This window comes from Jatrophihabitans fulvus (assembly GCF_054781375.1).
The window spans coordinates 1,190,173-1,216,099 of the sequence record NZ_BAAGUN010000001.1 but is presented as its reverse complement, the minus strand read 5'-3'; the positions used below and the strand labels follow the sequence as shown (position 1 = coordinate 1,216,099).

The 25,927-nt window shown below is 72.9% G+C and carries 26 protein-coding genes; 11 read left to right on the top strand and 15 right to left on the bottom strand.

The annotated features are described in order from the left end of the window. Nucleotides 1–2: 2 nt before the first annotated feature. The gene (locus ACYVP9_RS05945) at nucleotides 3–1,586 is read right to left on the bottom strand and encodes an adenylate/guanylate cyclase domain-containing protein (protein ID WP_460603782.1); all 1,584 of its coding nucleotides are present in this window, start codon (nucleotides 1,584–1,586) and stop codon (nucleotides 3–5) included. 333 nt (nucleotides 1,587–1,919) lie between these two features. Between ACYVP9_RS05945 and ACYVP9_RS05940 the strand changes: the two genes are divergently transcribed. After that, nucleotides 1,920–2,087, top strand: coding sequence for a hypothetical protein (locus ACYVP9_RS05940; protein ID WP_460603781.1), 168 nt, complete (start codon nucleotides 1,920–1,922; stop codon nucleotides 2,085–2,087). Nucleotides 2,088–2,105: 18 nt separating this feature from the next. Here the strand turns inward: ACYVP9_RS05940 and ACYVP9_RS05935 are convergent, their stop codons facing one another. The 11 genes from ACYVP9_RS05935 to hpnC form a co-directional block, all read right to left on the bottom strand. Beyond that, nucleotides 2,106–2,936 (bottom strand): PhzF family phenazine biosynthesis protein, encoded by an 831-nt coding sequence (locus ACYVP9_RS05935; RefSeq protein WP_460603780.1) that lies wholly within the window; start codon nucleotides 2,934–2,936, stop codon nucleotides 2,106–2,108. Then, entirely contained in the window at nucleotides 2,933–3,922 is a 990-nt protein-coding gene (locus ACYVP9_RS05930; protein WP_460603779.1) for a Gfo/Idh/MocA family protein, read from the bottom strand. The genes ACYVP9_RS05935 and ACYVP9_RS05930 overlap by 4 nt, the downstream gene beginning before the upstream one ends. 20 nt (nucleotides 3,923–3,942) lie before the next feature. Further along, on the bottom strand, nucleotides 3,943–4,971 hold the full coding sequence (gene ligD, locus ACYVP9_RS05925) for a DNA polymerase domain-containing protein (RefSeq protein ID WP_460603778.1): 1,029 nt from the start codon (nucleotides 4,969–4,971) through the stop codon (nucleotides 3,943–3,945). A 9-nt stretch (nucleotides 4,972–4,980) separates the two neighbouring features. Further along, nucleotides 4,981–5,472 (bottom strand): DUF1990 family protein, encoded by a 492-nt coding sequence (locus tag ACYVP9_RS05920; RefSeq protein ID WP_460603777.1) that lies wholly within the window; start codon nucleotides 5,470–5,472, stop codon nucleotides 4,981–4,983. 246 nt (nucleotides 5,473–5,718) lie between these two features. Next, entirely contained in the window at nucleotides 5,719–6,735 is a 1,017-nt protein-coding gene (gene hpnH / locus ACYVP9_RS05915) for an adenosyl-hopene transferase HpnH (protein ID WP_460603776.1), read from the bottom strand. After that, nucleotides 6,736–8,229: a 4-hydroxy-3-methylbut-2-enyl diphosphate reductase gene (ispH, locus tag ACYVP9_RS05910; protein WP_460603775.1), complete on the bottom strand. Its 1,494-nt coding sequence runs from the start codon at nucleotides 8,227–8,229 to the stop codon at nucleotides 6,736–6,738. It abuts the gene before it with no gap. A gap of 79 nt (nucleotides 8,230–8,308) precedes the next feature. Then, a complete protein-coding gene (shc, locus tag ACYVP9_RS05905) occupies nucleotides 8,309–10,237 on the bottom strand; it encodes a squalene--hopene cyclase (protein ID WP_460603774.1) in 1,929 nt (642 codons plus the stop codon). A gap of 15 nt (nucleotides 10,238–10,252) precedes the next feature. Next, a complete protein-coding gene (locus ACYVP9_RS05900; protein ID WP_460603773.1) occupies nucleotides 10,253–11,287 on the bottom strand; it encodes a polyprenyl synthetase family protein in 1,035 nt (344 codons plus the stop codon). Further along, nucleotides 11,284–12,696: a hydroxysqualene dehydroxylase gene (hpnE, locus tag ACYVP9_RS05895; RefSeq protein ID WP_460603772.1), complete on the bottom strand. Its 1,413-nt coding sequence runs from the start codon at nucleotides 12,694–12,696 to the stop codon at nucleotides 11,284–11,286. The genes ACYVP9_RS05900 and hpnE overlap by 4 nt, the downstream gene beginning before the upstream one ends. Continuing rightward, nucleotides 12,693–13,574, bottom strand: a complete 882-nt coding sequence (locus ACYVP9_RS05890) for an isoprenoid biosynthesis enzyme family protein (RefSeq protein WP_460603771.1) — start codon at nucleotides 13,572–13,574, stop codon at nucleotides 12,693–12,695. Before ACYVP9_RS05890 ends, hpnE begins: the two co-directional genes overlap by 4 nt. Next, the gene (gene hpnC, locus ACYVP9_RS05885) at nucleotides 13,571–14,422 is read right to left on the bottom strand and encodes a squalene synthase HpnC (RefSeq protein WP_460603770.1); all 852 of its coding nucleotides are present in this window, start codon (nucleotides 14,420–14,422) and stop codon (nucleotides 13,571–13,573) included. Before hpnC ends, ACYVP9_RS05890 begins: the two co-directional genes overlap by 4 nt. 220 nt (nucleotides 14,423–14,642) lie before the next feature. Here hpnC and ACYVP9_RS05880 point away from each other — a divergent pair, with 220 nt between their 5' ends. From ACYVP9_RS05880 to ACYVP9_RS05855, 6 genes are all read left to right on the top strand, one after another. After that, the gene (locus ACYVP9_RS05880; protein ID WP_460603769.1) at nucleotides 14,643–16,028 is read left to right on the top strand and encodes an aspartate aminotransferase family protein; all 1,386 of its coding nucleotides are present in this window, start codon (nucleotides 14,643–14,645) and stop codon (nucleotides 16,026–16,028) included. A 14-nt stretch (nucleotides 16,029–16,042) separates the two neighbouring features. Then, nucleotides 16,043–16,324: a hypothetical protein gene (locus tag ACYVP9_RS05875; RefSeq protein WP_460603768.1), complete on the top strand. Its 282-nt coding sequence runs from the start codon at nucleotides 16,043–16,045 to the stop codon at nucleotides 16,322–16,324. 170 nt (nucleotides 16,325–16,494) lie between these two features. Continuing rightward, entirely contained in the window at nucleotides 16,495–17,367 is an 873-nt protein-coding gene (locus ACYVP9_RS05870) for a hypothetical protein (protein ID WP_460603767.1), read from the top strand. 103 nt (nucleotides 17,368–17,470) lie between these two features. Next, complete coding sequence (locus ACYVP9_RS05865; RefSeq protein ID WP_460603766.1) at nucleotides 17,471–17,605, top strand: hypothetical protein; 135 nt, start codon at nucleotides 17,471–17,473, stop codon at nucleotides 17,603–17,605. A 42-nt stretch (nucleotides 17,606–17,647) separates the two neighbouring features. Further along, complete coding sequence (gene msrB / locus ACYVP9_RS05860; protein WP_460603765.1) at nucleotides 17,648–18,088, top strand: peptide-methionine (R)-S-oxide reductase; 441 nt, start codon at nucleotides 17,648–17,650, stop codon at nucleotides 18,086–18,088. Between the two features lie 42 nt (nucleotides 18,089–18,130). Next, a complete protein-coding gene (locus ACYVP9_RS05855) occupies nucleotides 18,131–19,630 on the top strand; it encodes a serine/threonine-protein kinase (protein WP_460603764.1) in 1,500 nt (499 codons plus the stop codon). 1 nt (nucleotide 19,631) lies between these two features. On the opposite strand, the gene hemQ is transcribed toward ACYVP9_RS05855, so the two are convergent. From hemQ to hemE, 3 genes are read right to left on the bottom strand one after another with little or no spacing between them, the layout of a single operon-like run. Continuing rightward, nucleotides 19,632–20,339: a chlorite dismutase family protein gene (gene hemQ, locus ACYVP9_RS05850; protein WP_460603763.1), complete on the bottom strand. Its 708-nt coding sequence runs from the start codon at nucleotides 20,337–20,339 to the stop codon at nucleotides 19,632–19,634. A gap of 7 nt (nucleotides 20,340–20,346) precedes the next feature. Next, nucleotides 20,347–21,735 (bottom strand): protoporphyrinogen oxidase, encoded by a 1,389-nt coding sequence (gene hemG, locus ACYVP9_RS05845; RefSeq protein ID WP_460603762.1) that lies wholly within the window; start codon nucleotides 21,733–21,735, stop codon nucleotides 20,347–20,349. Next, the gene (gene hemE, locus ACYVP9_RS05840) at nucleotides 21,732–22,787 is read right to left on the bottom strand and encodes a uroporphyrinogen decarboxylase (RefSeq protein WP_460603761.1); all 1,056 of its coding nucleotides are present in this window, start codon (nucleotides 22,785–22,787) and stop codon (nucleotides 21,732–21,734) included. Before hemE ends, hemG begins: the two co-directional genes overlap by 4 nt. 100 nt (nucleotides 22,788–22,887) lie before the next feature. Between hemE and ACYVP9_RS05835 the strand changes: the two genes are divergently transcribed. The 4 genes from ACYVP9_RS05835 (at nucleotide 22,888) to ACYVP9_RS05820 (ending at nucleotide 25,927) form a co-directional block, all read left to right on the top strand. Next, nucleotides 22,888–23,082 carry a hypothetical protein gene (locus ACYVP9_RS05835; RefSeq protein ID WP_460603760.1) on the top strand — a complete coding sequence of 65 codons (195 nt, stop codon included), beginning with the start codon at nucleotides 22,888–22,890 and terminating at the stop codon, nucleotides 23,080–23,082. A 47-nt stretch (nucleotides 23,083–23,129) separates the two neighbouring features. Next, nucleotides 23,130–23,735 carry a DUF3000 domain-containing protein gene (locus tag ACYVP9_RS05830; protein ID WP_460603759.1) on the top strand — a complete coding sequence of 202 codons (606 nt, stop codon included), beginning with the start codon at nucleotides 23,130–23,132 and terminating at the stop codon, nucleotides 23,733–23,735. Between the two features lies 1 nt (nucleotide 23,736). Next, the gene (locus tag ACYVP9_RS05825; protein ID WP_460603758.1) at nucleotides 23,737–24,987 is read left to right on the top strand and encodes an HRDC domain-containing protein; all 1,251 of its coding nucleotides are present in this window, start codon (nucleotides 23,737–23,739) and stop codon (nucleotides 24,985–24,987) included. A 106-nt stretch (nucleotides 24,988–25,093) separates the two neighbouring features. Then, complete coding sequence (locus tag ACYVP9_RS05820; RefSeq protein ID WP_460603757.1) at nucleotides 25,094–25,927, top strand: HAD family hydrolase; 834 nt, start codon at nucleotides 25,094–25,096, stop codon at nucleotides 25,925–25,927.

The following is a 25,927-nucleotide window of genomic DNA, read 5'->3' as shown; positions in this document are numbered from 1 at the left end:
CCTCAGGCGGACGCCTCGTCGGTCGGCTCCCACACAGTAGTCGGACGGGTGCGCCCCCGCAGGGTGACCTCGTCGACGGCGGTCCAGCGGCTGCGCTCGTCCTCGTCGGCGGCGTCGAGGGTGTCGTCGGACGCGAGCACGCGCCCGTCGCGCTGCTTGGCCAGGTCCGTGATGCGGGCGGCCTGGTTCACCGGGTCGCCGATGACGGTGTACTCGTACCGCTCGGACGTGCCCACGTTGCCGGCCACCACGGTGCCGAAGGCGACGCCGATGCCGGCGTCGAGCACGCCGCCGCGCAGCCGTTGCGCCATGTCTCGGGCGGCGGCGAGGGCGGCGGCTGCGGGACGGTCCATGGCGAGAGGCGCCCCGAACACGCAGAGCGCCGCGTCGCCGATGAACTTGTTGACCAGCCCGCCGTGGTCCTGCGTCGCACCGACGACGGCGTCGAAGAACTCGTTCAGCGCCTCGACGACCTCGCCGGGCGGACGGTCGGCCGCGAACGCGGTCGAGCCGATGACGTCGACGAACAGCGCGGCGGCGGTGCGTTCCTCACCGCCGAGGGTGACGCCCTGCTCGAGCGCCTGCCGCGCGACGTCGGTGCCCACCTGCCGTCCGAACAGGTCGCGCAGCCGCTCGCGCTCCCCCAGCCCGGCGGCCATCCGGTTGAAGCTGGCGGTCGCGTACCCGACCTCGGTCGCGTCGAACACCGGGACGGCGACGTCGTAGTCGCCGTCCTCGACCTTCTCGACCGCCGCGCGCAGGCGTTGCAGCGGGTCGGCGACGGCCCGGGCGAAACCGAGCGTGGCGCGAAGGCCGACCAGCAACGAGACGGCGCACAGCACGGCGACCGCGCGCACGAGCTCGCCGCGGTCGATGTCGGTGAAGGGGGCGAAGCCGACGAGGGCGAACACGCCGCCGAGCGGGACGACCCCCAGCGCCCAGGTGAGCAGCGCGCGCGGACGGACACCGGGCACCTCGCGAATGCGCGGCGGGGCGTCGGCGAGCACCAGCGAGATGCCGGAGCGCAACAGCAGCTGCGTGAGCTGGTAGGCCAGGCTGGCGGTCGGGATGCCGCCGAGCGCGGTGGTGATGGCGACCTCGGTCGCCCAGAGGCCGGACGTCGAGATGGCCGACAGCCCGAACACGACGGTGGCGATGCCCCACAGGGCGACCTGCAGCCACAGCAGCACGACCGGCAACCGCAGCACCGCGCGCCGGTCGTGCTCGTCGGGGTCACGGCCCGAGGCGAAGAACTCGATCACCGGACGGGCGGCCCGCAGGCCGGCCACCGTGCCGACCGCGACCGCGACGACCACGTAGGCGACCGCCCCGACCACGGCGCCCGTGCCGATGCCGAGGAAGCCTCCCGTCCGGCGGACCTCGGGCGGGCGGGGCAGGACGAAGCCGAGCAGGCCGACCACGACCACGGCGCCGATGACGTTCGCCACGACGATCGCGGCGACGATCAGGTCACGGGAGACCCGGGCGGTCTCGCGGATGCGGTCGCGCTCGACCTCACCGCGCAGCACGGCGCGGACGAGTCCCGCGCGCGACGCGTCCGGGGCGCCGCGGCGGGAGGTGGTCACGGCGGAATCCTGCCATCGCTGCGGCGCGAACCCCCGGGCGAGCACCCGTCCGACTTTCGCCAGCGACTGGAAAGAAAGACTTGCCCTGGGCTCACGCTTGCTTTACATTTCCGGAAACGATTTCGCACCCGCTCTAACTGAGAGGGAGAACTTTTCCGACATTGCCACCGTGATGTGGACAGGTTGATCGCAGCTTGGTTACACCGCCACTCGCGTGGGCATAGAGAACGCGTCATCACTCTCAGTAGTCCCCCATAACCCCCGCCACACGCCGACGGGTCCTACCCCCCACCTCGGGGCCCGGCGGCCAGTCTCACCCCCCGGAGACTCCCGATGTCCCAGCGTGACCGTGCCCTCGAGGAACTGACGTCCGAATTCCCGCTCATCTCGGCCAAGGTCGTGGTCGCGATGTTCCTGCGGTACATCGAGGCGACGGATACGCTCGCCGCCGCCGTCGCGGCGACGCGCGCCCGCATCATCGACGCCTGCGCCGTCTGCTGACCCGGCGCCCCGTCCGACTCAGTCGAGGCGGACGACCCCGCTGACCCCCACCACGGTGTCGCCGCCGACCCAGACGTCGTCGCCGACCTGCTCGACGTGCACGCGGCCACGGCGTCCCAGCACCGTGCCCTGCCGGGCCGTGTAGCGCTGCGGTGCGTACCCGGCCGCGATCAGCCACTGTCCGAGGCCGGCGTTCAGGCTGCCCGTGACCGGGTCCTCGCCGCCGACGTCCGTGGTGAAGGCGCGCACCTCGAAGTTGTCGTCGTCCCCGTCCGGGTACGCGCCGACGAGACCGATCTTGTGCTCGCCGAAGCGACCCCAGTCCGGGCGGACGTCGAGCACGGCGTCCGCGTCGCGCAGCAGCACGCCGGTCCACCCGGGTCCGTTGTCACACCACGCGGCGGCGACGACGTCGTCGCGGCCGACCCCGATCACGGCGAGGATGCGCGCCAACTCGTCCTCGGCGAGAGGTCCGCTGCGCAGCTGCGGCGGCGCCGCGAACGCCAGCCGGCCGCCGTCGTGCCGGATGCGGACGAGACCGGCGCCGCACTCCTGCACGAGGTCGTCCGCCTTCGGGTTCCCGCCGCGCGACAGCCAGGCGCGCGCCGACCCCAGCGTGGGGTGTCCCGCGAAGGGCAGCTCCCGCGCCGGCGTGAAGATGCGCAGTCGGTAGTCGGCGGACGGATCGGTGGGCGGCAGCACGAACGTCGTCTCGCTGAGGTTCGTCCAGCGGGCGAACGCCAGCATCCGGTCGTCGGGCAGCTCGGCGCCGTGCACGACCGCGACGGGATTGCCCAGGGTGAGGGTGTCGGTGAAGACGTCGACCTGGTCGAAGCCGAGCTCCGTCATCGCAACGCGCTGTAGTCGAGCCCGATCTGGCGGCGCACCTCGTCGAGCACCTCCATGATCGCCACGGTCTCGTCCAGCGGCAGCAGCGGCGACTCGGTCAGGCCCGCGCGCAGACAGCGGTGCACCTCCGCGGCCTGGTGCTCCATCCCGCGTCCGCCGGCGGGGGTCTCGTACCGCTCGATCAGCTCGCCGTCGCGGGAGGTCACCGTGAAGGTCGTCGGCGTGTAGAACCAGCCGTCGATCTCGAGTCGCGCCTCGGTGCCGTAGACGGCGGCCGGGTTGTCGGACGCCGCCGCGAGCGACGTGGTCAGCACCGCGTGCTGCCCGCCCTCGTAGCGCAGCACCATCGAGGTGGTGCCGTCGACGCCGGTGAACGCGGGCGTGGACACCGCGGTGATGTCGCTCGGCGTGCCGAACACGGAGTGGGCGAACGACACCGGGTAGATGCCGAGGTCGAGCAGCGCGCCGCCGCCCAGGGACGGCGCGAACAGACGGAACTCCGGGTCCTCGGCGAACCACTGCCCGTGCTCGGCGGTGAGGTAGACGAGGTCCCCGAGGGTGCCCGCGGCGAGGATCTCGCGGATGCGCGCGACGTGGGGCAGGAAGCGCGTCCACATCGCCTCCATGAGGAACACGCCCTTCGCGCGCGCCGCCGCGACCATCGCCCGCGACTCGGACGCGTCCATGGCGAACGGCTTCTCGCACAGCACCGCCTTGCCGTTCTCGATCGAGAGCAGCGTGGCGTCGTGGTGCCCCGGGTGCGGCGTCGACACGTAGATCACGTCGACGTCCGGGTCGGCGGCGAGATCCTCGTACGACCCGTGCCGGTGCGGCACGTCGAACTCGTCGCCGAACTCGTCGGCCTTCTGCTGGGTGCGGGACCCGACGGCCACCAGTTCGGCGTCGGGCAGGAGCTTCAGGTCGTTCGCGAAGGTGCGGGCGATACCGCCGGTCGCGAGCAGGCCCCATCGGATCGGTGTGGTCACCGACCCGATTCTGCTCCCGGTCAGTCGGACCAGTTGGCGGGGTTCTTGCGCGACGGCTGGACGCGGGGCGGCTCGCCCTCCTGCTTGGGAAAGTTCGGCGGGTAGGGCGCGTCACCGAGGCCGCGGTCGGCCTCGTCCCGCTCGGCCCACTCGAGCAGCGGCTCGATCGACCAGACCGCGTCGTCGATGCCGGCGTGCAGGTCACCCAGTTCGGCGAAGCGCGCGGGCATGGTGGCGATGGTGAAGTCGTCCATCTCGACGTCCGGGAGCTCGTCCCAGGTGACCGGGGCGGAGACCCGTCCGGCGGGCGTGCCCCGCACCGAGTACGCCGCGGCGATGGTGCGGTCGCGGGCGTTCTGGTTGTAGTCGACGAAGACGGTGCCGTCCGGCCGCTCCTCCTTCCACCACGACGTGGTGACGAGGTGCGGCACGCGCCGCTCGATCTCACGCGCGAACGCGAGTGCCGCGCGGCGCACCTCGCGGAACCCGAAACGCGGCTCGATGCGCACGTAGATGTGCACGCCCTTCGATCCGGACGTCTTCGGCCAGCCGACGGCGCCCAGCTCGTCGAGCACCTCGTGCACGGTGACGGCGACCTGCTGGCACTCGGCGAACCCGGCGCCCGGGCCGGGGTCGAGGTCGATGCGCCACTCGTCCGGCTTCTCGGTGTCGGCCCGCCGCGAGTGCCAGGGGTGGAACTCGACCGTCGACATCTGCACCGCCCACGCGATGTCGGCGGGCTTGGTGACGCACAGTTCGTCAGCCGTACGGCCGGACGGGAAGCGCACCTCGACGGTCTCGACCCACTCGGGCGCGCCCTTGGGCAACCGCTTCTGGTAGATCTTCTCGCCGTCGGTGCCGGTCGGGTAGCGGTGCAGCATGCACGGACGCTCGCGCACCGCGCGGACGATGCCGTCGGACACCGACAGGTAGTACTCGACGAGATCCATCTTCGTCTCGCCGCGCTCGCTGAAGTAGACGCGGTCGGGATTGCTGATGCGCACGGTGTGCGGCCCGACCTGGATCTCCTCCGCGGGCGATGAGGCCATGGTCGAACGCTAGCGCGAATCGCGGTCGAGGGCGCGCAGGTAGCGGTCGGTGATGCGGTCCTGGACGAAGGTGGCGACCGGCCCGCCGAGCCGCGCGTACCAGGTGGCGGGACGGGAGAACGCGGTGATGGTGAAGGTGAGCGTGCGGTCCGCCGCGCGGTCGATCACGAACGCCTCCTCCCCCGTCTCGGGGTGCCCCGGCAGCGTGCCGTAGGCGAAACCGCGGCGGTCGGGCTCGTCGATCACGTAGACGACGCGGCACGGGACCCGTACCCGGAGCGGTCCCACACCGAAGCCGGACTCGACCTCGACGCCGTCGGCCACCCGCGGTGTCGACGCCGGCGTCCGCAACCCGGCGCGACGGTGCGCCTGCCAGGTGAACAGGTCGTCGGCCGCGTCGTCGAGATCGCGCCGGTGCAGCACGCGCGAGCGACGGACGTGGCGGTATCCGGACGGCAGTGCGCCGCGGGTCGCGCCCACCTCGGCGTAGGTGAGCGTCACCGCTTGGCCCCATACGAGCGCCGCGCCGAAGATCCACTCACGACGCCCACGTGGGGCCAGGCGAGCCGGGACCACGCGAGCGTCACCGCTTGGCCCCATGCGAGCGCCGCGCCGAAGATCCACTCACGACGCCCACGTGGGGCCAAGCGAGCCGACACACAGCGTCACCGCTTGGCCCCATGCGAGCGCCGCGCCGAAGATCCACTCACGACGCCCACGTGGGGCCAAGCGGGCCGAAACACACCGTCACCCCTGCTCGCGCAGGGCGCGCAGGCCTTCCTTGAGCGAGCCCATGGTGGCGAGCACGGCCGTCGGTTCGTAGCCGCAGTGCGCCATGCAGTTGTTGCAGCGCGGGTCCTTGCCGCGGCCGTAGGCGTCCCAGTCGGTGGTCTCGAGCAGCTCGCGGTACGTCTTCACGTAGCCGTCCGCCATCAGGTAGCACGGCTTCTGCCAGCCGAGCAGCGAGTACGACGGGATGCCCCAGGCGGTGCACGCGAAGTCGCGCTTGCCCTCGAGGAAGTCGAGGAACAGCGGCGAGTGGTTGAGCCGCCAGCGCTTGCGGTTGCCGTTGCCGAACGCCTTGCGGAACAGCTCGCGGGTCTCGGTGACGCCGAGGAAGTGGTCCTGGTCGGGCGCCTTCTCGTACGCGTACGCGGGCGAGATCATCATGCTGTCGACCTCGACCTCGTCGTTGAGGAAGTTCAGCACGTCGATGATCGTCTGCGGTGTGTCGGTGTTGAAGAACGTCGAGTTCGTCGTGACCTTGAAGCCCTTGTCTTTGAGGAACCGGATGGCTTCGATCGCCTCGTCGAACACGCCCTCCTTCGAGACCGACTCGTCGTGCCGCTCGCGCAGGCCGTCGATGTGGATGGCGAACGAGAGGTACTCCGAGGGCTTGATGTCGAAGCGGTCCCAACGCTTGCGGACGAGCTCGGCGTTCGTGCAGAGCACGACGTACTTCTTGCGCTCGACGAGCGCGTCGATGATCTTGTCGATCTCGGGGTGCATGAGCGGTTCGCCGCCGGCGATGGACACCACCGGAGCGCCCGCCTCCTCGACGGCGGCGACGGCCTGCTCGACGGGCATGCGCTGGCGCAGCACGTCGTGCGGGTGCTGGATCTTGCCGCAGCCGTTGCACGCCAGGTTGCACGCGAACAGCGGTTCCAGTTCGACGACGAACGGGAACTTCTCGTTGCGCTGCACGTAGCGCTGGTTGATGCCGTACCAACCGATGCGCAGGGCCTGCTTGAGCGGGACCGCCATCTAGACCACTCCCTTCGGGAGGCTGAACGTGATCTGTTCCGTTGCGCTGACGCGCTCGTCGACGTGGACGTCGCCGAGTGCGCGCAGCGTGCCGACGATCTCGTCGACGAGGTGGGGCGGGGCGGACGCTCCCGCGGTGATGCCGACCCGCCCGGCACCCTCGAGCCAGCGCGGGTCGAGGTCGGTGGCGTCGTCGACCAGGTGGGCGGCGGCGCCCAGCCGCTCGGCCACCTCGACGAGGCGCAGCGAGTTGGACGAGTTGCGCGACCCGACGACGATCACGAGATCGCAGTCGGCGGCGATGTCGCGGACGGCCTGCTGCCGGTTCGTGGTCGCGTAGCAGATGTCGTCGGTGGCCGAGGACTGCAGCGCAGGGAACCGGCGGCGCAGCACGTCGACGGTCTCGGACGCCTCCTCGAGCGCGAGGGTCGTCTGCATCAGGAACGACACCCGCTGCGGGTCACCGACCTCGACGGTGGCCGCGTCGGCCGGCGTCTGCACGAGCTGGATGCGGCCGGGCACCTCGCCGAGCGTGCCCTCGGTCTCGTCGTGGCCGTCGTGCCCGATGAGCAGGACGGAGTCGCCGCGCCCGGCGAAGCGGCGCGCCTCGGCGTGCACCTTCGCCACCAGCGGGCAGGTGGCGTCGACGACCGACAGTTCGCGCCGCACGGCCTCGTCACGGACGGCCGGTGCCACTCCGTGCGCGGAGAACACCACGGTGGCACCGTCGGGCACTTCGTCGAGTTCCTCGACGAACACCGCGCCGCGATGCTCGAGGTCGCTCACCACGTGCGCGTTGTGCACGATCTGGCGGCGGACGTACACCGGGTGCGGGTAGCGCTGCAGCGCCCGCTCGACGATGTCGATGGCCCGCTCGACACCGGCGCAGAACGACCGGGGGGACGCGAGCAGCACCGTGCGCGGCCGCACCAGCCGCGACCAGGTCTGCAGGGCCGGTCCGAGCCGGCGCAGCGTCCGCAGCGCCCGCGCCCCGTTGGTGACGGTGGCCGGCCGCAGCAGCGGCGACGCGGCGGTGTCGACGACGACCCGCACGACCGCGGCGGGCACGCCGCGCAGTCCGCGCACGAGCGGTTCGGATTCCATGTCGACCGCCAGCGCTCCGGTCGCCGCGAGCCGGTCGCGCTCGTCCGGGTCGTCGACCAGCGTGGCGCTGGTCAGTACCGGTCCGAAGCGGACGCGCAAGCCCAGCCGCCGCAGCTCGGCGACCAGTGGTGCGGCCGCGCGCAGCAGCGTGCGCCCGCCCGGGCCGCGCACCTCGCTGGCCACCACGACGTCGCCGGGCCGCAACGACGGGTCGAGCCCGCCGGCCACGCCGGCGATCGCGACCGCGGTGGTGTCGTCGTGGCGGGCGCGCTCCGCCCAGGCCTGCGCACGGGCCGGGCCCATGCCGCAGTGCACGAGGCGCGCGTCGCCGACGCGGCCGGCGAGGGCGGCCTGCTCGGCGCGCAGCGCGGTGACGACGGTCAGACTCATCGCGCGTCCTCGCTTCGCTCCGGGCGACGCGACGAGGCACGAGGGACGCTGTGCCGTTCGTTCGCTCCGCAGGCGTCGCTCATCGGCGCCCCGACGACTCGACGTAGCGGCCGAGGGCGCTGATCGGGAACACCAGCCGGTACATCTCGTAGTTGATGTAGAAGTCGCCCGGGAAGCCGGTGCCGGTGAACTGTGGCTCGTCCCAGCCGCCGTCCTCGCGCTGCGTGTCGGACAACCAGCGGATGCCGCGCTGGACGGCCTGACCACGCTCGCCCGCCGCGAGCAGGGCGAGCAACGCCCATGCCGTCTGCGAGGCGGTCGAGTCGCCGCGTCCGATCCAGGCGTCGTCGACGTAGGAACGCAGGTCCTCGCCCCAGCCGCCGTCGGCGTTCTGGTGGTACTGCAGCCAACCGACCGCCCTGCGGATCGCGGGGTCGCGCGGGTCGACGCCCGCCGACACCAGGGCCGGGACGACCGCGCCCGTGCCGTACACGTGGTTGGCGCCCCAGCGGCCGAACCACGACCCGTCCTTCTCCTGCGCCCGCAGCAACCACTGCACGCCGCGCCGGCACTCGGCGCCGGCGGGGTCGTCGCAGCGGGCCAGCATCTCGACCGCGTGCGCGGTCACGTCCGCTGACGGTGGGTCGATGACCGCGCCGAAGTCGCAGAACGGCAGCTTCTCGACGAGGCGGCGGGTGTTGTCGGCGTCGAACGCGCCCCAGCCGCCGTCCTTGCTCTGCATGCCCTTCACCCAGGCGATGCCGCGTTCGACGGCCGACTTCACCTCGGGCATGTCGTCCTGCACGCGGTGCAGCGCGAGCACGACCTCCGCGGTGTCGTCGACGTCGGGGTAACCGTCGTTGGCGAACTCGAACGCCCACCCACCGGCGTCGAGGTGCGGGCGGCGCATGGCCCAGTCGCCGCGGCGGTCGATCTCCTCGCCGAGCATCCACGTGACGGCCCGCTGCAGCGCGGGGTCGTCGGCGGTGGCGCCCGCGTCGAGCATCGCGATCGCGGCCAGGCAGGTGTCCCACACCGGCGACTGGCACGCCTCGAGCCACCGCATCGGTCCCTCGGGGGTCTGCTCGTGCACGAGGAAGGTGTCGAGGCCGGATACGGCCTGGGACAGCACGGGATGGTCGAGCGGATAGCCGAGCAGGTGCAGCGCGAGGATCGAGTAGACCCATGGCGGCTGGATGCCTCCCCACCCGCCGTCGTCCTCCTGGCGGGCGATGATCCACTCGGCCGCCTGCCGCATCGCGACGCGGCGGCCCGGCTGCACCGGCGCCTTCTCGTACAGCTTCAGGCCCTTGTCCAGCAGGGTGAACGCGGTGCCGATCAACCCACCGCGGGACGCGCGGCGGCCCCCGGCCACGTGCAGTTCGGCAAGGGAGAAGGGCAGCGGACGGACGGGCCGCAGCGTCGCCACCACCGTGATCGGCACGATCGTCTGCCGAGCCCAGCAGCCCCAGTCGTAGACGTTCAACGGCGCCCAGGACGGCAGCAGGACGACCTCGGGCGGCATGGCGGGCAGGTCGTCCCACGACCACTCGCCGAACAGCGCGAGCCAGATGCGGGTGAACACACGGCTGGCCTCGATGCCGCCACCGGAGACGACGAACTCGCGCGCGGCGAGCATGTGCGGGGCGGACGGCTCGTCGCCGGCCAACCGCAGTGCGGCGTAGGCCTCGATCGTCGTCGAGAGGTCCCCGGGACCCCCCTCGAAGGTCGCCCAGGTGCCGTCGGCCCGCTGCTGCGAGCGGATCCAGCGGGCCGCCTGCTCGAGCTCGTCGTCGCGCAGGATGCCGAGGAACTGCCGCAGCAGCAGGTCCTCGGCGTCCATGGTGACGTTGGTCTGCAGCGTGCCCTTCCACCAACCGGCGCTCGACTGCAGCGAGACCAGGTGTTCGCGCGCCTTGCGCAGCGTCGTCGACGCGGAATTGCTCACTTTCACGACACCGGGCGTGCTCACGGTTGCGTCCCCTCGATTTGTCGCATCAGTGCTCATTCTCGTCCCGCCGTCTCACCAATTGCGGCGCACGAGGAAGCGGGCGACGTCGCGCAGGTCGGCAGCGGCGTCGGCGTCGGCCAGGTCGGCGGACTCGATGAGGTTCAGTGCCTCGGTCAGGTGCTGCTCCGCCTCTGCTCGCGCTCGGTCGAGTGCGCCCGACGCGGTGATCAGCCCGACGGCGTGCGCGACCTCGTCGTCGGTCTCGGGCGTGCGGGCGGTCAGCAGCGCGCCGAGCTGTGCGCCCGCGTCGGTGCCCGAACGCAATGCCATGACCACAGGGACGCTGCGCTTGCCCGCGCGCACGTCGGACGACGCCGACTTCCCGGTCGCGGCTGCGTCGCCGACGATGCCGAGCACGTCGTCGACGATCTGGAACGCCAGCCCGAGCCGGCGTCCGGCCTCGGTCAGCTGCTCGACCACGGGTGCGGGGGCGCCGGCGCCCGCCGCGCCGAGGGCGAGGGCGCACATGATCAGCGACGACGTCTTGCCCTCCTCCATCGAGAGCACCTGCTCGATCGACGCCGTGTCGTCGCCCTCGAGGACGATGTCGCGCGACTGGCCGCTGATGAGGTGCTGCACCGACGACAGCAGGATCGGCAGCGTGCGCGGTGCGGTCGCCGCGTCGGCGGCGAGGCTCTCGACAGCGGCCGTGAGCATCGCGGTGCCGGCGAGAATGGCCTGCCCCTCGCCGTACACGACCCACCCCGTCGGACGGTGCCGCCGCTCGACATCGCGGTCGATGATGTCGTCGTGCAGCAATGAGAAGTTGTGCACGAGCTCGACGGCCACCGCACCGGGCACGCCGGGCTGCGGGGACCCGCTCACCGCGCGGGCGGCGAGCAGCGCCAGCGCGGGTCGGACCGCCTTGCCGCGGCCCGACGCGTCGGCCTCGCCCGCCGCGTCCCAGAAACCCATCTGGTACCCGGCGATCAGGCGCATGCGCGGATCGGCGATGCCCTCGACGGCCGCACGCAACGGTGCGTCGAAGACCTCGCGGGCGGCGTCGATGGCGGCCGGTGGTCGGGTGCGGTCGAGTCCTGTGGTCATGACGGCTCCCTCAGATCCCTCAGAGCGGTTCCGGGCCGTGCCGCGTCGCGGTCGCCGGCCAGGGCCGCGGCGGCAGCTACCTCGCCGCTGCGCACGGCGCTCTCCATGGTGTCCGGCCAGCCGGTGTCGGTCCACGCCCCGGCGAGCAGCACGGCACCGAGCCCCGGGTCGGGTCCGGGGCGCAGCGCCGCGGTGCCGGCGGCCTGCCGGAACGTCGCGTGCCGCTCGCGTGTCACGAACGAGTCGAGCACCGTCGCGGGCGCGGCCGCGGGCAGCAGCGCCGCGAGTGCCTCGGTGAAACGCTTCCGCAGCACGGTCGTCGGCAGGTCGACGACGTCGTCCGCCGCCGAGACGGTGACCGCGAGGTACTGCGCGCCGGGACGCTGCCGGGCGAGCCCGGAACTCTCGGTGCGGTCGAAGAACCATTGCACCGGCGTGCCGACGCCGGCGGCGAAGGCCAGGTCGGTGACACGGCGGTCGTACACGACGTGGACGTTGACGATCGCCGACGTGGTCAGGCGTGCTGCCGCACCGGCGTCGGAGTCGGCCAGCGCCGGCAGCAGCCGGAACGCGACCCGTGGCGGCACGGCGAGCACCGTGCGTGTCGGACGCAGCACCACCTCGTCATCACTGGCCGCGGTGCGGTGCCGCGCCCGGACCTCACCGTCCGGGGCGACGGATTCGACGTGATGCGCGAGCCGGACGTCGACGCCCGCGTCGCGCAGCGATCGCTCCGCGGCGCCGTGGTGCAGGTCGCCCAGAGGCACCGTCGCGTGCCCGACGTCGCCGGCGGCGGCGTGGTCGAGCACGCCGGTGCGGAACACCTTCGCGGCGAGCGCGAGCGACGCGTGGTCCGGGTGCAGGTTGAGCGTGGCGGTGGCGAGCACGCCCCACAACGCGTCGACGACGGCGGGCGGCTGCCCGTGCCGCCGCAGGAAGTCGCCGAGCGTCTGCGTGTCGAGGCGCGGGTCGGCGGGGTCGAGCAGGCGCAGCGCGACCGCGGCCCGGGCGGCGCGTGCCCGGTCGAGCGGCGACAGCAACCGATAGCGGGCGAGCGCGGCGGTGAGGTGAGCGGGCGCGGGGACACCCGGCAGGCGCGACAGCCGTGCCGAGCGTCCGTCCGGTCGCAGCACGGGGATGTCGAGGCGGGGTTGCAGAAAGGTGCGTTCGGTGGCCCCGAGCCGTTCGAGCAGCCCGCGGTAGGCGTCGCAGCAGCGCAGGAAGACGTGCTGCCCGTTGTCGACCGTCACGTCGGCACCGGCGACCTGGCGCGCGAACGAGAACGCCCGCCCGCCGAGCCGCGGCCGGGACTCGACGAGGGTGACCCGGCGTCCCGCATCGGCGAGCCGCAGTGCGGAGGTGATGCCGGCGAGTCCCCCGCCGACGACCACGACGTCGGGCGCGGTCACGTCGTCACCCGGCTCGGGACGAACGATTGCGCGGCAACGCGCAATTTCGTGCGGACGGGCAGCGACATGCGCTCGCGCATCATCTGCGCCGGATCGGCTGCGATACGGACGAGCAGCTCGCGGTAGATGCCGGCCATCGCCCCGCAGCACGCGGCGCTGCGCCGGTCGAGCATCGGCAGCAACCGCAGCCCGCGGTCGTACCAGCCCCACGCGCGCGCGGATTCGAAGCGGACGAGTTCCGCCAGCGACCCGTCGCAGGGGTCGAGCGCCCCGTCGGCACCGATCGCGAGCCGCACCCCGAACAGCTCGAGGTCCTTGGCGGGCAGGTACACGCGGCCGATCAGCAGGTCCTCGCGCACGTCACGCAGGATGTTCGTGAGCTGCAGGGCCACGCCGAGGTCGTCGGCGAGCCGGTCCGCCTCGGCCCGCCGCGCGCTGTCGAGCTCGGGCGCGAAGACGCCGAGGGACAGCCGTCCGATGGATCCCGCGACGCACCGGCAGTACTCGACCAGGTCGTCGAGATCGCCGTAGGTGCGGCCGGTGACGTCCATCTCGCAGCCGTCGACGAGTTCGCCGAAGGCGTCGAGCGGCACGGGCAACCGGTCGGCGGCGTCGGCCAGCGCGACCGCGACCACGTCGTCCGGGTGCTCGGAGGGCCGGGTCGCCACGTGCCGGGCCTCGGCGAGCGCCGTCCGCTTCCGGTCGACGGGCAGCGTGCCGTCGCCGATGTCGTCGATGCGGCGCGCCATCGCGTAGACCGCCGACAGCGCGCGGCGCTTCGGCGTGGGCAGCAGGCGGATGCCCCACGCGAAGTTGCGCGCCTGCTCGCCGGTGATGCGCTCGCACTCGGCGTAGGCCTCGTCGACGGTCACGCTCATCGCGCCACCGCCAGTCGCAGCGCGTGCCGTGCCGTGCGTTGCTTCGACGGACGGACGTCGGTCGCCAGCACGTCGTGGGACGCGGCCTCGAGCGCGTCGGCGGTGGCCAGGCCGCCGGCCACGAACCCGGCGACGGCGACCCGGGCCCATCCGTGCAGCGAGCGGACGAGCGGACGGCCGGCCTCGAGCAGGTCGCGCGAGCGCAGCACCTGCTGCTGCACCACCGCGCGCAGTGCCGGGGTGGCGCGCTCCGCGACGAGGTCGTCGCGGGACACCCGCTGGGCCCGCAACGAGGTCGCGGGCAGGTACACGCGCCCCGCGAGCGCGTCCTCACGGACGTCCTGGCAGTGCTCGAGCACCTGCAGGGCGGCGCACACGTCGTCGGACCAGCCGATGCGCTCGGGCGTCGCCGCGGCGGCCAGGTGCAGGACGATGCGCCCGACCGGCGCGGCCGACAACGAGCAGTAGTGCATCAGCTCGCCGAACGTCTCGTGGACGGGTCGTTGCTGGTCGAGCCGGTTCGCGGCCACCAGGTCGTGCAGCGGCGGCCGCGGGACCGTGGCGTCCGCCACCATCTCGGCCAGGCCGCGCACCGGGTCGAGGCGGGCGTCGGGCAGCCGGTCGATGTCGGCGTCGATCTCGTCGAGCAGGGCGAGGCGCCGCTCGGACGGCAGGTCGTGGGCGTCGCCGACCTCGTCGACGAACCGGGCGAAACCGTAGACGGCGCTCAGCTGTGAGCGGACCTCGCGCGGCAGGACGCGCAGTGCGACCGGGAAGTTCTCGCCGCTCATGCGGGCGCCGACGGTACGGGCGAGCCGGGCGAGATCGGGCGTGCCACACGTGGTCACGCCCGCCGCCACCACCGATTCCGGCCGGCTCGTGATGTCGCTACCTCCCCGTCGGACACGTCCGGGGGAACCATGCTGGGCAAGCTCAGCATTCCCTCGGCTCCCAGGTATAGCAGATCCGGCGCCACCCTCCGGTTAGCGGCTCCGGACCCGTATCTTTCGTAGAGGCAAGCTAGTACGGGCGTGTGACAGCGACGTCTCGTCGCGCAGGAGGTGGCCGGTGGGCAGCGAGCCGTTCGACCTGCGCGCGCTGCTGGACCGGCGCGAGCCGGAACGCTACGAGCTGCAGCAGCGGTTGCTGAACCCGCAGCTGAGCGGCACGCTGCGCGCCATCGGTTTCGACAAGCACTACGTGCGCGGCGAGGGTTCCTACCTGTTCGACCGGGACGGCCGCGACTACCTCGACATGCTCAGCGGCTTCGGCGTCTTCGCCCTCGGCCGCCATCATCCGGTCGTGCGGCAGGCGCTCCACGACGTGATCGACGCCGGCCTCGGCGACCTCACCCAGTTCGACGCCCCTCCCCTCGCCGGGCCGCTGGCCGAGGCGCTGCTCGCGAAGGTGCCGCACCTCGACCGGGTCTACTTCGGCAACAGCGGCACCGAGGCGGTCGAGGCGGCTTTGAAGTTCGCCCGCTACTTCACCGGACGCAAGCGCATCGTCCACTGCGGCGGCGCCTTTCACGGCCTCACCGCCGGTTCGCTGTCGGTCAACGGCGCGTCCGACTTCCGCAAGGGGTTCGGGCCGATGCTGCCGTCGACCGCGGTGCCGTTCGGCGACGTCGACGCCCTGCGCCGGCAGCTGGTCAAGGGCGACGTCGCCGGGTTCGTGGTCGAGCCGGTCCAGGGCAAGGGCGTCGCGGTCAGCCCGCCGGGGTACCTCGCCGCCGCGCAGCAGGCGTGCCGTGAGGCGGGCACCCTGTTCATCGCCGACGAGGTGCAGTGCGGTCTCGGGCGGACGGGCGACTGGTTCGCCTTCCAGCACGACGGCGTCGAACCCGATCTCGTCGCCACCGCGAAGGCGCTGTCGGGCGGGTACGTGCCGATCGGCGCGACGCTCGGACGGGACGAGATCTTCCGGTCGGTGTACTCGTCCATGGACCGCGTGCTCGTGCACGACTCGACGTTCGGGTCGAACGCGCAGGCGATGGCCGTCGGGCTGGCCACCCTGCACGTGCTCGAGCACGAGGACGTCGTCGAGAACGCCCGCGTCACCGGCACGCAACTGAAGCAGCGCCTGGCCGACCTCGCGCAGCGCTTCGACCACGTGCACGACGTCCGCGGCCGCGGGCTGATGATCGGCATCGAGTTCGGCCCGCCGGAGAGCCGCCGGGCCCGGGCGAACTGGCGCGCGCTGCGCCTGGCCCGCAAGGGCCTGTTCGCGCAGACCGTCGTCCACGCGCTGTTCCACCGCCACCGCATCCTCACGCAGGTCAGCGGTGACCACATCGAGGTCATCAAGCTCATCCCGCCGCTGGTGATCGGTGAGCGCGAGGCCGACCGCTTCGTCACCGCGTTCACCGACGTCATGTCCGACGCGCAGCGCGGGGCCACGCTGACCCGCTCGTTCGGACGGTCACTCGTCGGGGGCACGATCTTCCGCCGCTGACCTACCCTGGGCGCGTGCGCACCGAGGACCGCGACGACGACGGCGACGTCGGCGACGTGGGCGAATGGACGTGGTCCGACCCCGCCCGCCGGCACGTCGTCGACGGGGCGTGGGGCCGCACGGCCAATCCCAACACCGCCGACGGCGAGCTGCAGAACCTCGCCGCGTTCGGCGACGGCCTCGCCCGGCTCTCGGGGCCGAAGCGCACCGCGGCCAAGATCGTCGTCTGGCTGCTGCTCATCGGCGTCGGCCTGACCATCGTCTACGGGGTCATCGGCATCGTCCGGATGTGGTGAACCGGACCGACGTCACTCTCCGGTAAGTACCAACAGCCGTCCGGACGGGACCTCCGACCGTCCGGATCCTGGTCGGTCCCCACGCACGATGGGTCGCGATCGCGGACGCCTCGGCACGAAGAAGCCGGACGTGCGCCGCGAGCACCCCGGGGGGGGGGGGGAATTCTTTGATGTCGTCGCTCCATCGCGCCCGCCTGCGCGCGCTCGTCGCCCTGATCGTGACGGCCGTCCTCGGCGTCGGCGTGTTCACCGCCGCCTCGCCCGCTTCGGCGTACACCAGTACGACGGACCTCGTGTACGTGCACGGTTACGGCGGCTGCAACGACGTGCTGGTCACCGGCGCCGGCCCGCTGCAGACCCAGTACTACTTCCAGAACCAGCCTGCGGACAAGCTGCACGCAGTCGCCTTCTACGGCTGCGACACCAACGGCGACCGCATCGTCGGCTACGGCCCGCGGAACAAGCAGTACTTCCCCAGTCCCGACAACGACGGTCTGGACACCGACATCCGCCACGTCGGGTACGAGCTCGCGTGGTACCTCTACGACAGGTTCACCGCCAAGGGGTTGCCGGTGAACCTGGTCGGCGGCTCGATGGGCGGCCTGATCATCGCGTTCGCGATGCAGCGGGTGAAGGCGCGCGACCCGCTGTTCCCGCCGCGACTTGCCGTCCGGACCGCGCTCACCTTCTCGACCCCGTTCGGGGGCGTCGACCTGCCGTGCACCCCGGCGACCGTCCAGTGCACCCAGATCCAGAAGGGCTCCCCCTTCATCAAGCAGGTGATCGCCGGCGGAGCCGCGCAGGTCGGGTCGGGGACCTTCTGGGTCGTCATCGGCAGCACCGGCTGTGACTTCGTTCCGCCGTCCTCGTCCGAAGCCCTGCCGGGCGCCGTGTGGGCCGTCGACTACACCTTCCCGTGCTACGACCACAACGGATACGTGTGGGACTCGTCGGCCGCGACGGACGCAACCGGCACCCTCAACGGATCGCCGTTCACCGGGGGCGTCCACTCGCTCGCCCTGATGCAGTGGGCGCTCCAGTAGGCAGATCGGGCGACGGTACCGACGACTGAGCCTGCGGGACCTTTGCCGCGATCCGGACAGCCCGGTCGCAACGAAGATGGAAGGGCTGAACGGGGGAACGTCCATGCACCGAACGACACCTGCGCCGAGCCGACCGCTCGACCGCCTGAGGGGCCTGCGGCGCCGCGCCGCCCTGGCCGCGCTCGCCACCACCGCCCACGCGCTCGGCGTCGTCGGCGGGCCGCCCGCCGACAACTGAAAGCGTGTCCGCTTCACCGGTGCACTGAGTACCGTTCCTGGCATGAGTCTGTTCTCCCGCCAGGAAGCCCTGCCGCCCGCGCCGGTGCAGAAGTCGGACGACGAGTGGCGGGCCGAGCTCTCGCCCGAGGAGTACGCGGTGCTGCGCGAGGCGGGCACCGAGCGGCCCTTCGTCGGCGAGTACACCGACAACCACCGCACGGGCGTGTACCGCTGCCGGGCCTGCGGCAGCGAACTGTTCCGCAGCGACCAGAAGTTCGACTCGCACTGCGGGTGGCCGAGCTTCTTCTCCCCCCTTGCGGGCGAGCGCATCATCGAGCGGCGCGACTCGAGCCTGGGCATGGTGCGCACCGAGGTCCTGTGCGCGAACTGCCACAGCCACCTCGGCCACGTGTTCGAGGGCGAGGGCTACCCGACCCCGACCGACCTGCGCTACTGCATCAACTCCATCTCGATGACCTTCGAGGAGGAGCCGGGCGCCTGAGCCCGGTTTGACGCGCGCGGGATGCGCGGAATGAATCAACACATGCCCGACGAGCCCGCCGACGCGCCCGACGACGCCACCCAGCATTTCCCGGCGCCGTCGCAACCGCAGACCGGGTGGGTGATCGGCGGGCGCTACCGCGTCACCGGCCGCCTGGGGTCCGGCGGGATGGCGGACGTCGTCCGCGCCCACGACGAGTCCCTCGACCGGGACGTCGCCGTCAAGGTGTTCCGGACGGCCGCCGCGGCCGACACCGCCGCCGGCATCGAGCGGCAGCGAGCCGAGCTCCACGCGCTGGCCCGCCTCAACCACCCCAACCTGATCACGCTGTACGACGGGTCGCTGGGCGAGCCGGGCACCGGCGAGCGCGCCTACCTGGTGATGGAGCTCGTGGAGGGCCCGAACCTCGGCGACCGGATCGACCGCGGACCGCTGCCGAGCGAACCCGAGACGCGGGTCGTCGGAGCCCAGATCGCCGACGCGATGGCCTACGTGCACGCGCAGGGCATGGTGCACCGCGACATCAAACCCGCGAACATCCTGCTCGGGGCCGGAACGGGCCCGGACGAGGTCCGCGCCCGGCTGTCCGACTTCGGCATCGTGCGATTGCTCGGCGCCGAACGCCTCACCCAGGCCGACTCCACGCTGGGCACCGCCTCGTACCTCGCGCCGGAGCAGGCCCGCGGCTCCGGCGTCGGCCCGGCGGCCGACATCTACGCGTTCGGGCTCACGCTCATCGAGGCCCTGACGGGCATCCGGTCGTTCGACGGGCCCACCCCGCTCGAGGCGGTGGTGGCCCGGCTCGACCGCGACCCGGAGATCCCCCCGAACCTGCCCGCGCCGTGGCCGGGCCTGCTGCGGGCCATGACCGCCCGCGACCCGGACGCCCGCCCCACCGCCCAGCAGGTGGCGTCCGCGCTGCGGGCGGGCACGGCCGGGTTCGCCGTCCCGCCACCGGTCGCGCCGGCGTCCGCGACCGCCGGTACGACCGTGATCCCGTCCGTGGCGCCCGCCGCCGCAGCCGTCGCGGCCGCCGGGGTGCCGCCGTCGCGGGTGTCCGAGCGGCTGCCGGTGCACGAGGAGCCCCGCCGCCGCAACGCCGGCCTCGTCGTCGGCGCGCTGCTCGTGCTGGTGTTGCTGGCGCTCGGCGCGGTCATCCTGATCGCGACGACCGGCGGCGACGACGGTCCCGGCGACACGGCCGACCCGTCCACCACGACGTCGCAGACGTCGCGCAGCACCCGCGCGCCGTCCAGCGAGCGGACGACCTCGCGCGAGTCCCGCACCCGGACGCGCAGCTCGTCGCAGAGCTCGACCGAGCGCAGCACCAGCAGTTCCGAGTCGCGCTCGAACCCGCAGCCGCCGCCCCAGACCGAGAGCTCGAGCGAGCAGACGAGCAGCTCGGCCACGGAGAACTCGTCGAGCAGCAGCTCGTCGTCGTCCGCGTCGTCCGCGTCGTCGGCGTCGTCCAGTTCGAGCCCGCAGGCGGCGGCGCCCGAGTCGAGTTCGTCGGACCCGGCCAGCACCGCACCCACGCAGTGAGCTACGGCAGCGCCTCGACCAGCTCGGCGACCGGGCGGCGCCGTCCGGTGTAGAACGGCACCTCCTCGCGCACGTGGCGCCGGGCGCCGGACCCCCGCAGGTGGCGCATCAGGTCGACGATGCGGTGCAGCTCGTCCGCCTCGAAGGCGAGGATCCACTCGTAGTCGCCCAGCGCGAAGGACGACACCGTGTTGGCGCGGACGTCCTTGTAGTCGCGGGCCATCTGGCCGTGCTCGGCCAGCAGCGCCCGGCGCTCGGCGTCGGGCAGCAGGTACCACTCGTACGAGCGGACGAACGGGTAGACGCAGACGTAGCCGCGTGCCTGCTCGTCGGCGAGGAACGCGGGCACGTGGCTCTTGTTGAACTCGGCCGGGCGGTGCAACGCCATGTTCGACCACACCGGGTCGAGGTGCCGGCCGAGCTCGGTGCGCCGGAAGCGCGAGTAGGCGTCCTGCAGCGCGTCGGCGGTCTCGGCGTGCCACCAGACCATGAGGTCGGCGTCGGCCCGCAGCGCGGACACGTCGTACGTGCCGCGCAGCACGACGTCCTTGGCCGCGAGCTGGTCGAACAGCTCCCGGACCTCACCGGCCACTGCCGTGCGATCGCCGTCGCCCAGCGGACGGGCCACCCGGAACACCGACCAGGCGGTGTAGCGCATGACGTCGTTCAGCTCGCGTGCGGTCCTGCCGTCGACCCGTCCCTCAGCCATGGGTCCATCATCCTCGCGGGTCCGGACCGGCGAGCACCTGGTCCACCGCCACCCGGGCGCTCGCGATGCAGGCGGGCACCCCGACGCCGTCGAACGCGGCGCCGCAGGCCGCCAGCCCGGGCACCGGTGCCAGCGCGGCCCGCGTCCGGGCGACGCGGTCGAGATGACCGGGCGGGTACTGGGGCAGCCCGCCGCCCCACCGGGTGACGACGGTGTCCAGCGGTGCGGACTCGATGCCGGTGAGCGCGGCGACGTCGCGTCGGACGATCTCACCCAGCTGCCCGTCGTCGAGGCGCAGCGCGTGCGGTTCGCCGAAGCGTCCGACCGACGCGCGCAGCACGGTGCGCCCGCCCGTCTCGATCGGCCACTTGCGGCTGGTCAGCGTGATCGCCTTGGTGGCGAGCCGCTCCCCCGCCGCGACGAGCAGGCCACTGCCCTGGGGTGCGAGATCGCCGGACGGGTCGTCGTAGGCGAACGACACGACGGCCATGCTGGCGTACTCGATCGCACCGAGCTCGCGAGCGGCGTCCGGGGCGACGCCGCCGAGCAGCCGAGCCGCTTTCGGGGCGGGCACCGCGACGATCACCGCGTCGGTGTCGAGCGTCTCGGACACCGGCACCGCGCCGCACTCGAGCGCGAATCCCCGCCCGGTGCGGTCGATACGTCGCACGGTCACCCCGGTGCGGACGGTGAACCGGCCCGAGGCGGCCAGCTGCTGCGGCAGCCGCCCCATGCCGCCGCGGACGGACGTGAACGGCGGGCGCGGGGCCGCAGCGGGGGCACCCGTGCCCGTGACCGAGGCGACGAGCTCGACCAGCGACCCGCCGCCGGCGAGCAGTTCGGCCAACCGCGGGACGGTGGCGCGCAGCGACAGGCCGTCGGCGCTGCCCGCGTAGACCCCGCCCAGCAGGGGGTCGACGAGCCGGTCGGCGACCTCGTCGCCGAGGCGGCTGCGGACGAGGGACCCGACGCTCACGTCCCGGGTCAGCGGCGGCAGGGGTGGCAGCGACGGCTCGGCCTCGACCACGCGCAGCGCGGCGTCCGACAGCGCGCCCGACTCGCGCAGCGCCTCGATGTCGCCGGGCACGCCGAGCAGCGTGCGCCTGGGCAGGGGGAAGAACCGTCCGCCCGCCCGCACCCGCGCGGCGGTGGTCACCGGGGCCACGGTGTCGAGACCCACCTGGCCGGCGAGGGCCACGCCCTCGGGACGGGCGGCCAGCATGGCTTCGGCGCCGACGTCGACGCTCACCCCGCCGACCTCGGCGAGCTGCAGCTTGCCCCCCACCTGCGGGGCCGCTTCGAGCACCGTGACGTCGAGACCGGCCTCGGCGGCGAACCACGCGGCGGCGAGACCGGCGACCCCGCCACCCACGACGACGAGATCGGGGCGGCTCACAGCGAGTGCACCAGCTCGACGATCCGGGTCAGGACATCGGGGTCGGTGCTCGGCGGTACCCCGTGGCCGAGGTTGAAGATGTGCCCGGCGGCGGCGCGTCCCTCGGCGACGACACGGCGGACGGCGGCCTCGACGACCGGCCAAGGCGCCCTGAGCAGGGCCGGGTCGAGGTTGCCCTGGACCACCGCCCCCGGCCCGAGCCGCCGCGCCGCCTCGTCCAGCGGAGTGCGCCAGTCGACGCCGACCACGTCGGCGCCCGCCGTCCGCATCGCGGCGAGCAGTTCGCCGGTGCCGACACCGAAGTGGATGCGCGGCACCGTGCCCGCGAGCGGTTCGAGCACGGCGCGGCTGTGCGGCAGCACGAAGGTCTCGTAGTCGGCGAGCGAGAGCGCGCCGGCCCAGGAGTCGAACAACTGGACCGCCGCCGCGCCGGCGTCGATCTGCACGCGCAGGAACGCGGCGGTGATGACCGCGAGCCGCTCGAGCAGCGCGTGCCACAGCTGCGGCTCGCCGTGCATCAGGGCCTTGGTCCGGGCGTGGTCCTTCGAGGGCCCGCCCTCGATCAGGTAGCTGGCGAGGGTGAACGGCGCGCCCGCGAACCCGATCAGCGGCGTGCCGCCCAGCTCGCCGACGAGCGCGCGCACCGCGGTGTCGACGTAGTCGACGTCGTCAGGGACCAGCGGCCGCAGCACCTCGAGGTCGGCGGAGGTGCGCACCGGGTCGGCCACGACCGGCCCGACGTTCGGGACGATCTCGACGCCCACGCCCACCGCGGCCAGGGGCACCACGATGTCGGAGAAGAAGATGGCCGCGTCGACGCCGTGACGGCGCACCGGCTGCAGCGTGATCTCGGTGATCATCTCGGGGTCACGGCACGCGTCGAGCATGGCGGTGCCCTCGCGCAGCGCGCGGTACTCGGGCAGCGAACGGCCCGCCTGGCGCATGAACCACACCGGCGGACGGGGACCCGGGTCCGCCAGCGCGGCGCGGACGAGCAACGGGTCCGCCGGCGACGGGGTGGCGGGTGCGGGCAGCGCGGACATCACCGCCATGGTCCCACGGCGCGCCTCCGACCCGCCGCCGGGCGACCGTGTCACGGTGACAACAGAAACCCGGCCTCGCGCCGGGCCCGACCTGCGGAAAGGAGCTGTCGTGGACGCCGGACCCGAGTACCTGTTCTGCCCGGCCTGCGATCGCGAGACCGCGGCCGAGACACCTCCCTGCGCCGACGGACACGGGGCCGACTGTCCCGACCGGGCGTGCGTCGAGTGCGGCACCGCGGTGCTGTTCGACGCGCTGGTGGTCCAGCTGATCCGTCCCCGCCGGCGCAGCCGGCACGCCGCCTGAGGCCCTCGAGACGACGGGATGACACTCACCTCCATGACCTCCGCGACATGACCGGCACCGTGTCCTCGCCGCCCCCGTCCGCGCCCCCGAAGCCCGACGAGCCCAAACCCGCCGTCTTCCGGGCCGCCGTCGCGGCCCTGACCGCCACCTCGGTGCGCCGCGAGGTGCGCGTCGAGCCGCTGCGCCCGCCGCAGCGGCTGGCCCCCTACAGCTATGCGTTGAGCGCCGAGGTCGCCGGCAGCGGCGACAACGCCGGGCTCGACCTGGCCACCGGCCGGCTCGTGCTGTTGCACGACCCGGGCGGCCACGACGCCTGGGACGGCGTGCTGCGGCTGGTTGCGTACGCCTCGGCCGAGCTCGACGAGGCGATGGGCGTCGACCCGATGCTGCCGACCGTCGGCTGGAGCTGGCTGACCGGCAGTCTCGAGGAGCGCGGCGCCGCGTTCCGGGCCGCGGGCGGCACGGTCACCCAGACGACGTCCACCCGCTTCGGCGACGTCGCCGGACCGGCGACCGCGGTGACGATGGAACTGCGGGCGTCGTGGACGGCCGACAACCCGCAGCTCGGGCCGCACCTGCTGGCCTTCGTCGACCTGCTCTGCACCGCCGCCGGCCTGCCACCCGAGGGTGTCTCCTTCCTGCCGACCGCCTGACGTGGCCGACCCGGCAGCAACCCCGGCCACGGACGAACCGTCGGACGTCCCGCCGGTCCCGGTCCTGCGCGAGCCGCGTGACGGCGTCCCCGAGCCGCTCACCGACCCCGCGAAACTGGCGGCGCTCGTCGAGCGCATGGCAGCGGCGCGCGGCCCGATCGCGCTCGACGCCGAACGCGCGTCCGGCTACCGCTACAGCCAGCGCGCCTATCTCGTGCAGCTGCGCCGCGCGGGCGTCGGCTCCGAGCTGATCGACCCGATCGCGTTGCCCGACCTGACCGCGCTGAACGCCGCCATCGGCGACGCCGAATGGATCCTGCACGCCGCCAACCAGGACCTGCCGTGCCTGGCGGAGCTGGGGTTGCGTCCGGCCGCGCTGTTCGACACCGAGCTGGCCGGACGGCTGCTGGGCGACGAGCGCGTGGCCCTGGGGACGATGGTCGAGAAGCACCTCGGGGTCGGCCTCGAGAAGGGCCACTCGGCCGCCGACTGGTCGACCCGTCCGCTGCCCTACGACTGGCTGGTGTACGCCGCTCTCGACGTCGAGCTGCTCGTCCCGCTGCGCGACACGCTCGCCGACCAGCTCGAGGCCGCCGGCAAGCTCGACTGGGCCCGGCAGGAGTTCGAGGCCGTCCGGCTGGCCCCGCCCGCGGCGCCGCGCCACGACCCGTGGCGGCGCACGTCCGGCATCCACAAGCTGCGCACGCGCCCGCAACTGGCCGCCGTCCGCGAACTCTGGACCGCCCGCGACGAATACGCCGCCGAGCGCGACATCGCCCCCGGACGGGTGCTGCCCGACGCCGCGATCATCGACGCCGCCCGCACGAACCCGGCCACCGCGCCCCAACTCGCCGCGCTGCCCGTCTTCGGGGGGCCGCGCCAGCGCCGCCGCCTCGACCGGTGGTTCGGCGCCCTCGAGCGCGCCCGCGCGCTCGACCCGGCCGAGCTGCCGACGCTGACCGCCGGCGGTGGCGACGGCATCCCCGCGCCGTCGCGGTGGCGCGAACGCGACCCGGCCGCTGCCGCGCGCCTGGCCGCGGCCCGGGACGTCGTGGCCGCCGCCGCCGAGCGGCACGCCGTGCTCGCGCAGAACCTGCTCGCCTCGGACGTCGTACGGCGGTTGTGCTGGGAGCCGCCGCGGCCCGCGGACGAGGACGCCGTCGCCGCCCGGTTGGCCGAACTGGGCGCCCGGCCGTGGCAGGTCGAGCTGACCGCCGCCGCACTCGCGGCCGCCCTCCAGAACGACCACTGACCGTCGATTCCCGCCCCGGGGGTTGGCGGCGGGCCACCGATCGGAGAAGGTATGCGCACGCTGTGCGCATAGGCGCACGTTCGCCCGTTCACCCGAAAGGTGTCTGATGCCCCGCATCTCCCGACTCCGTCCGACCGGCATCGCGACCGCGGCCGTCGCCCTGGCTGCCGTGCTCGCCACGACGCTGACCGCCTCGGCCGACCCGTCCCAGAAGGCCGTGCCGGCCCCGCCGACGTCCCCGACGAGCGCCGATCAGATCCAGAACATCGACCAGGTGCGGACGGCCATCAAGGGTTACTACGGCAACACCAAGGACGCCACGACCGTCAACCCGGTCACCGGCACCACGGACCTGTACACCTTCGACCCGAACGGCGCGTACGCGAACGAGGTCACGGGGATCACGACCGACGCGAAGAAGTGGCTGGACAAGTCGCTGAAGCGCTACCCGGTGCCCTCGAACGCGAAGCGCGCGATCCTGCTGGACGTCGACGACACGTCGCTGTCGACCTACAACTACGAGATCTACACGAACTTCGTCTACAACCCGACCTCGAACGCGGCGTTCGTCAACGCGGGCGTCTTCCCGGCCGTGCCGTCGATGCCGCAGCTGACGCAGTACGCGCAGAGCAAGGGCTACACGCTGTTCTTCCTCACCGGCCGGCCGGAGAGCCAGCGCAGCGGCACCGAGGAGAACCTCTCGGACGCCGGCTACTCGTTCCAGGACTCGAACGTGTACCTGAAGGACCTCACGAAGCCGATCTACTCGTCGTGCGCCCCGAGCTGCTCGACGATCCAGTACAAGTCGCTGACCCGGAAGTACATCGAGTCGCAGGGCTACGACATCACCGCCAACTTCGGTGACCAGTACAGCGACCTGACCGGCGGCTACGCCGACCGCGGGTTCAAGCTGCCGAACCCGATGTACTACCTGCCGTAG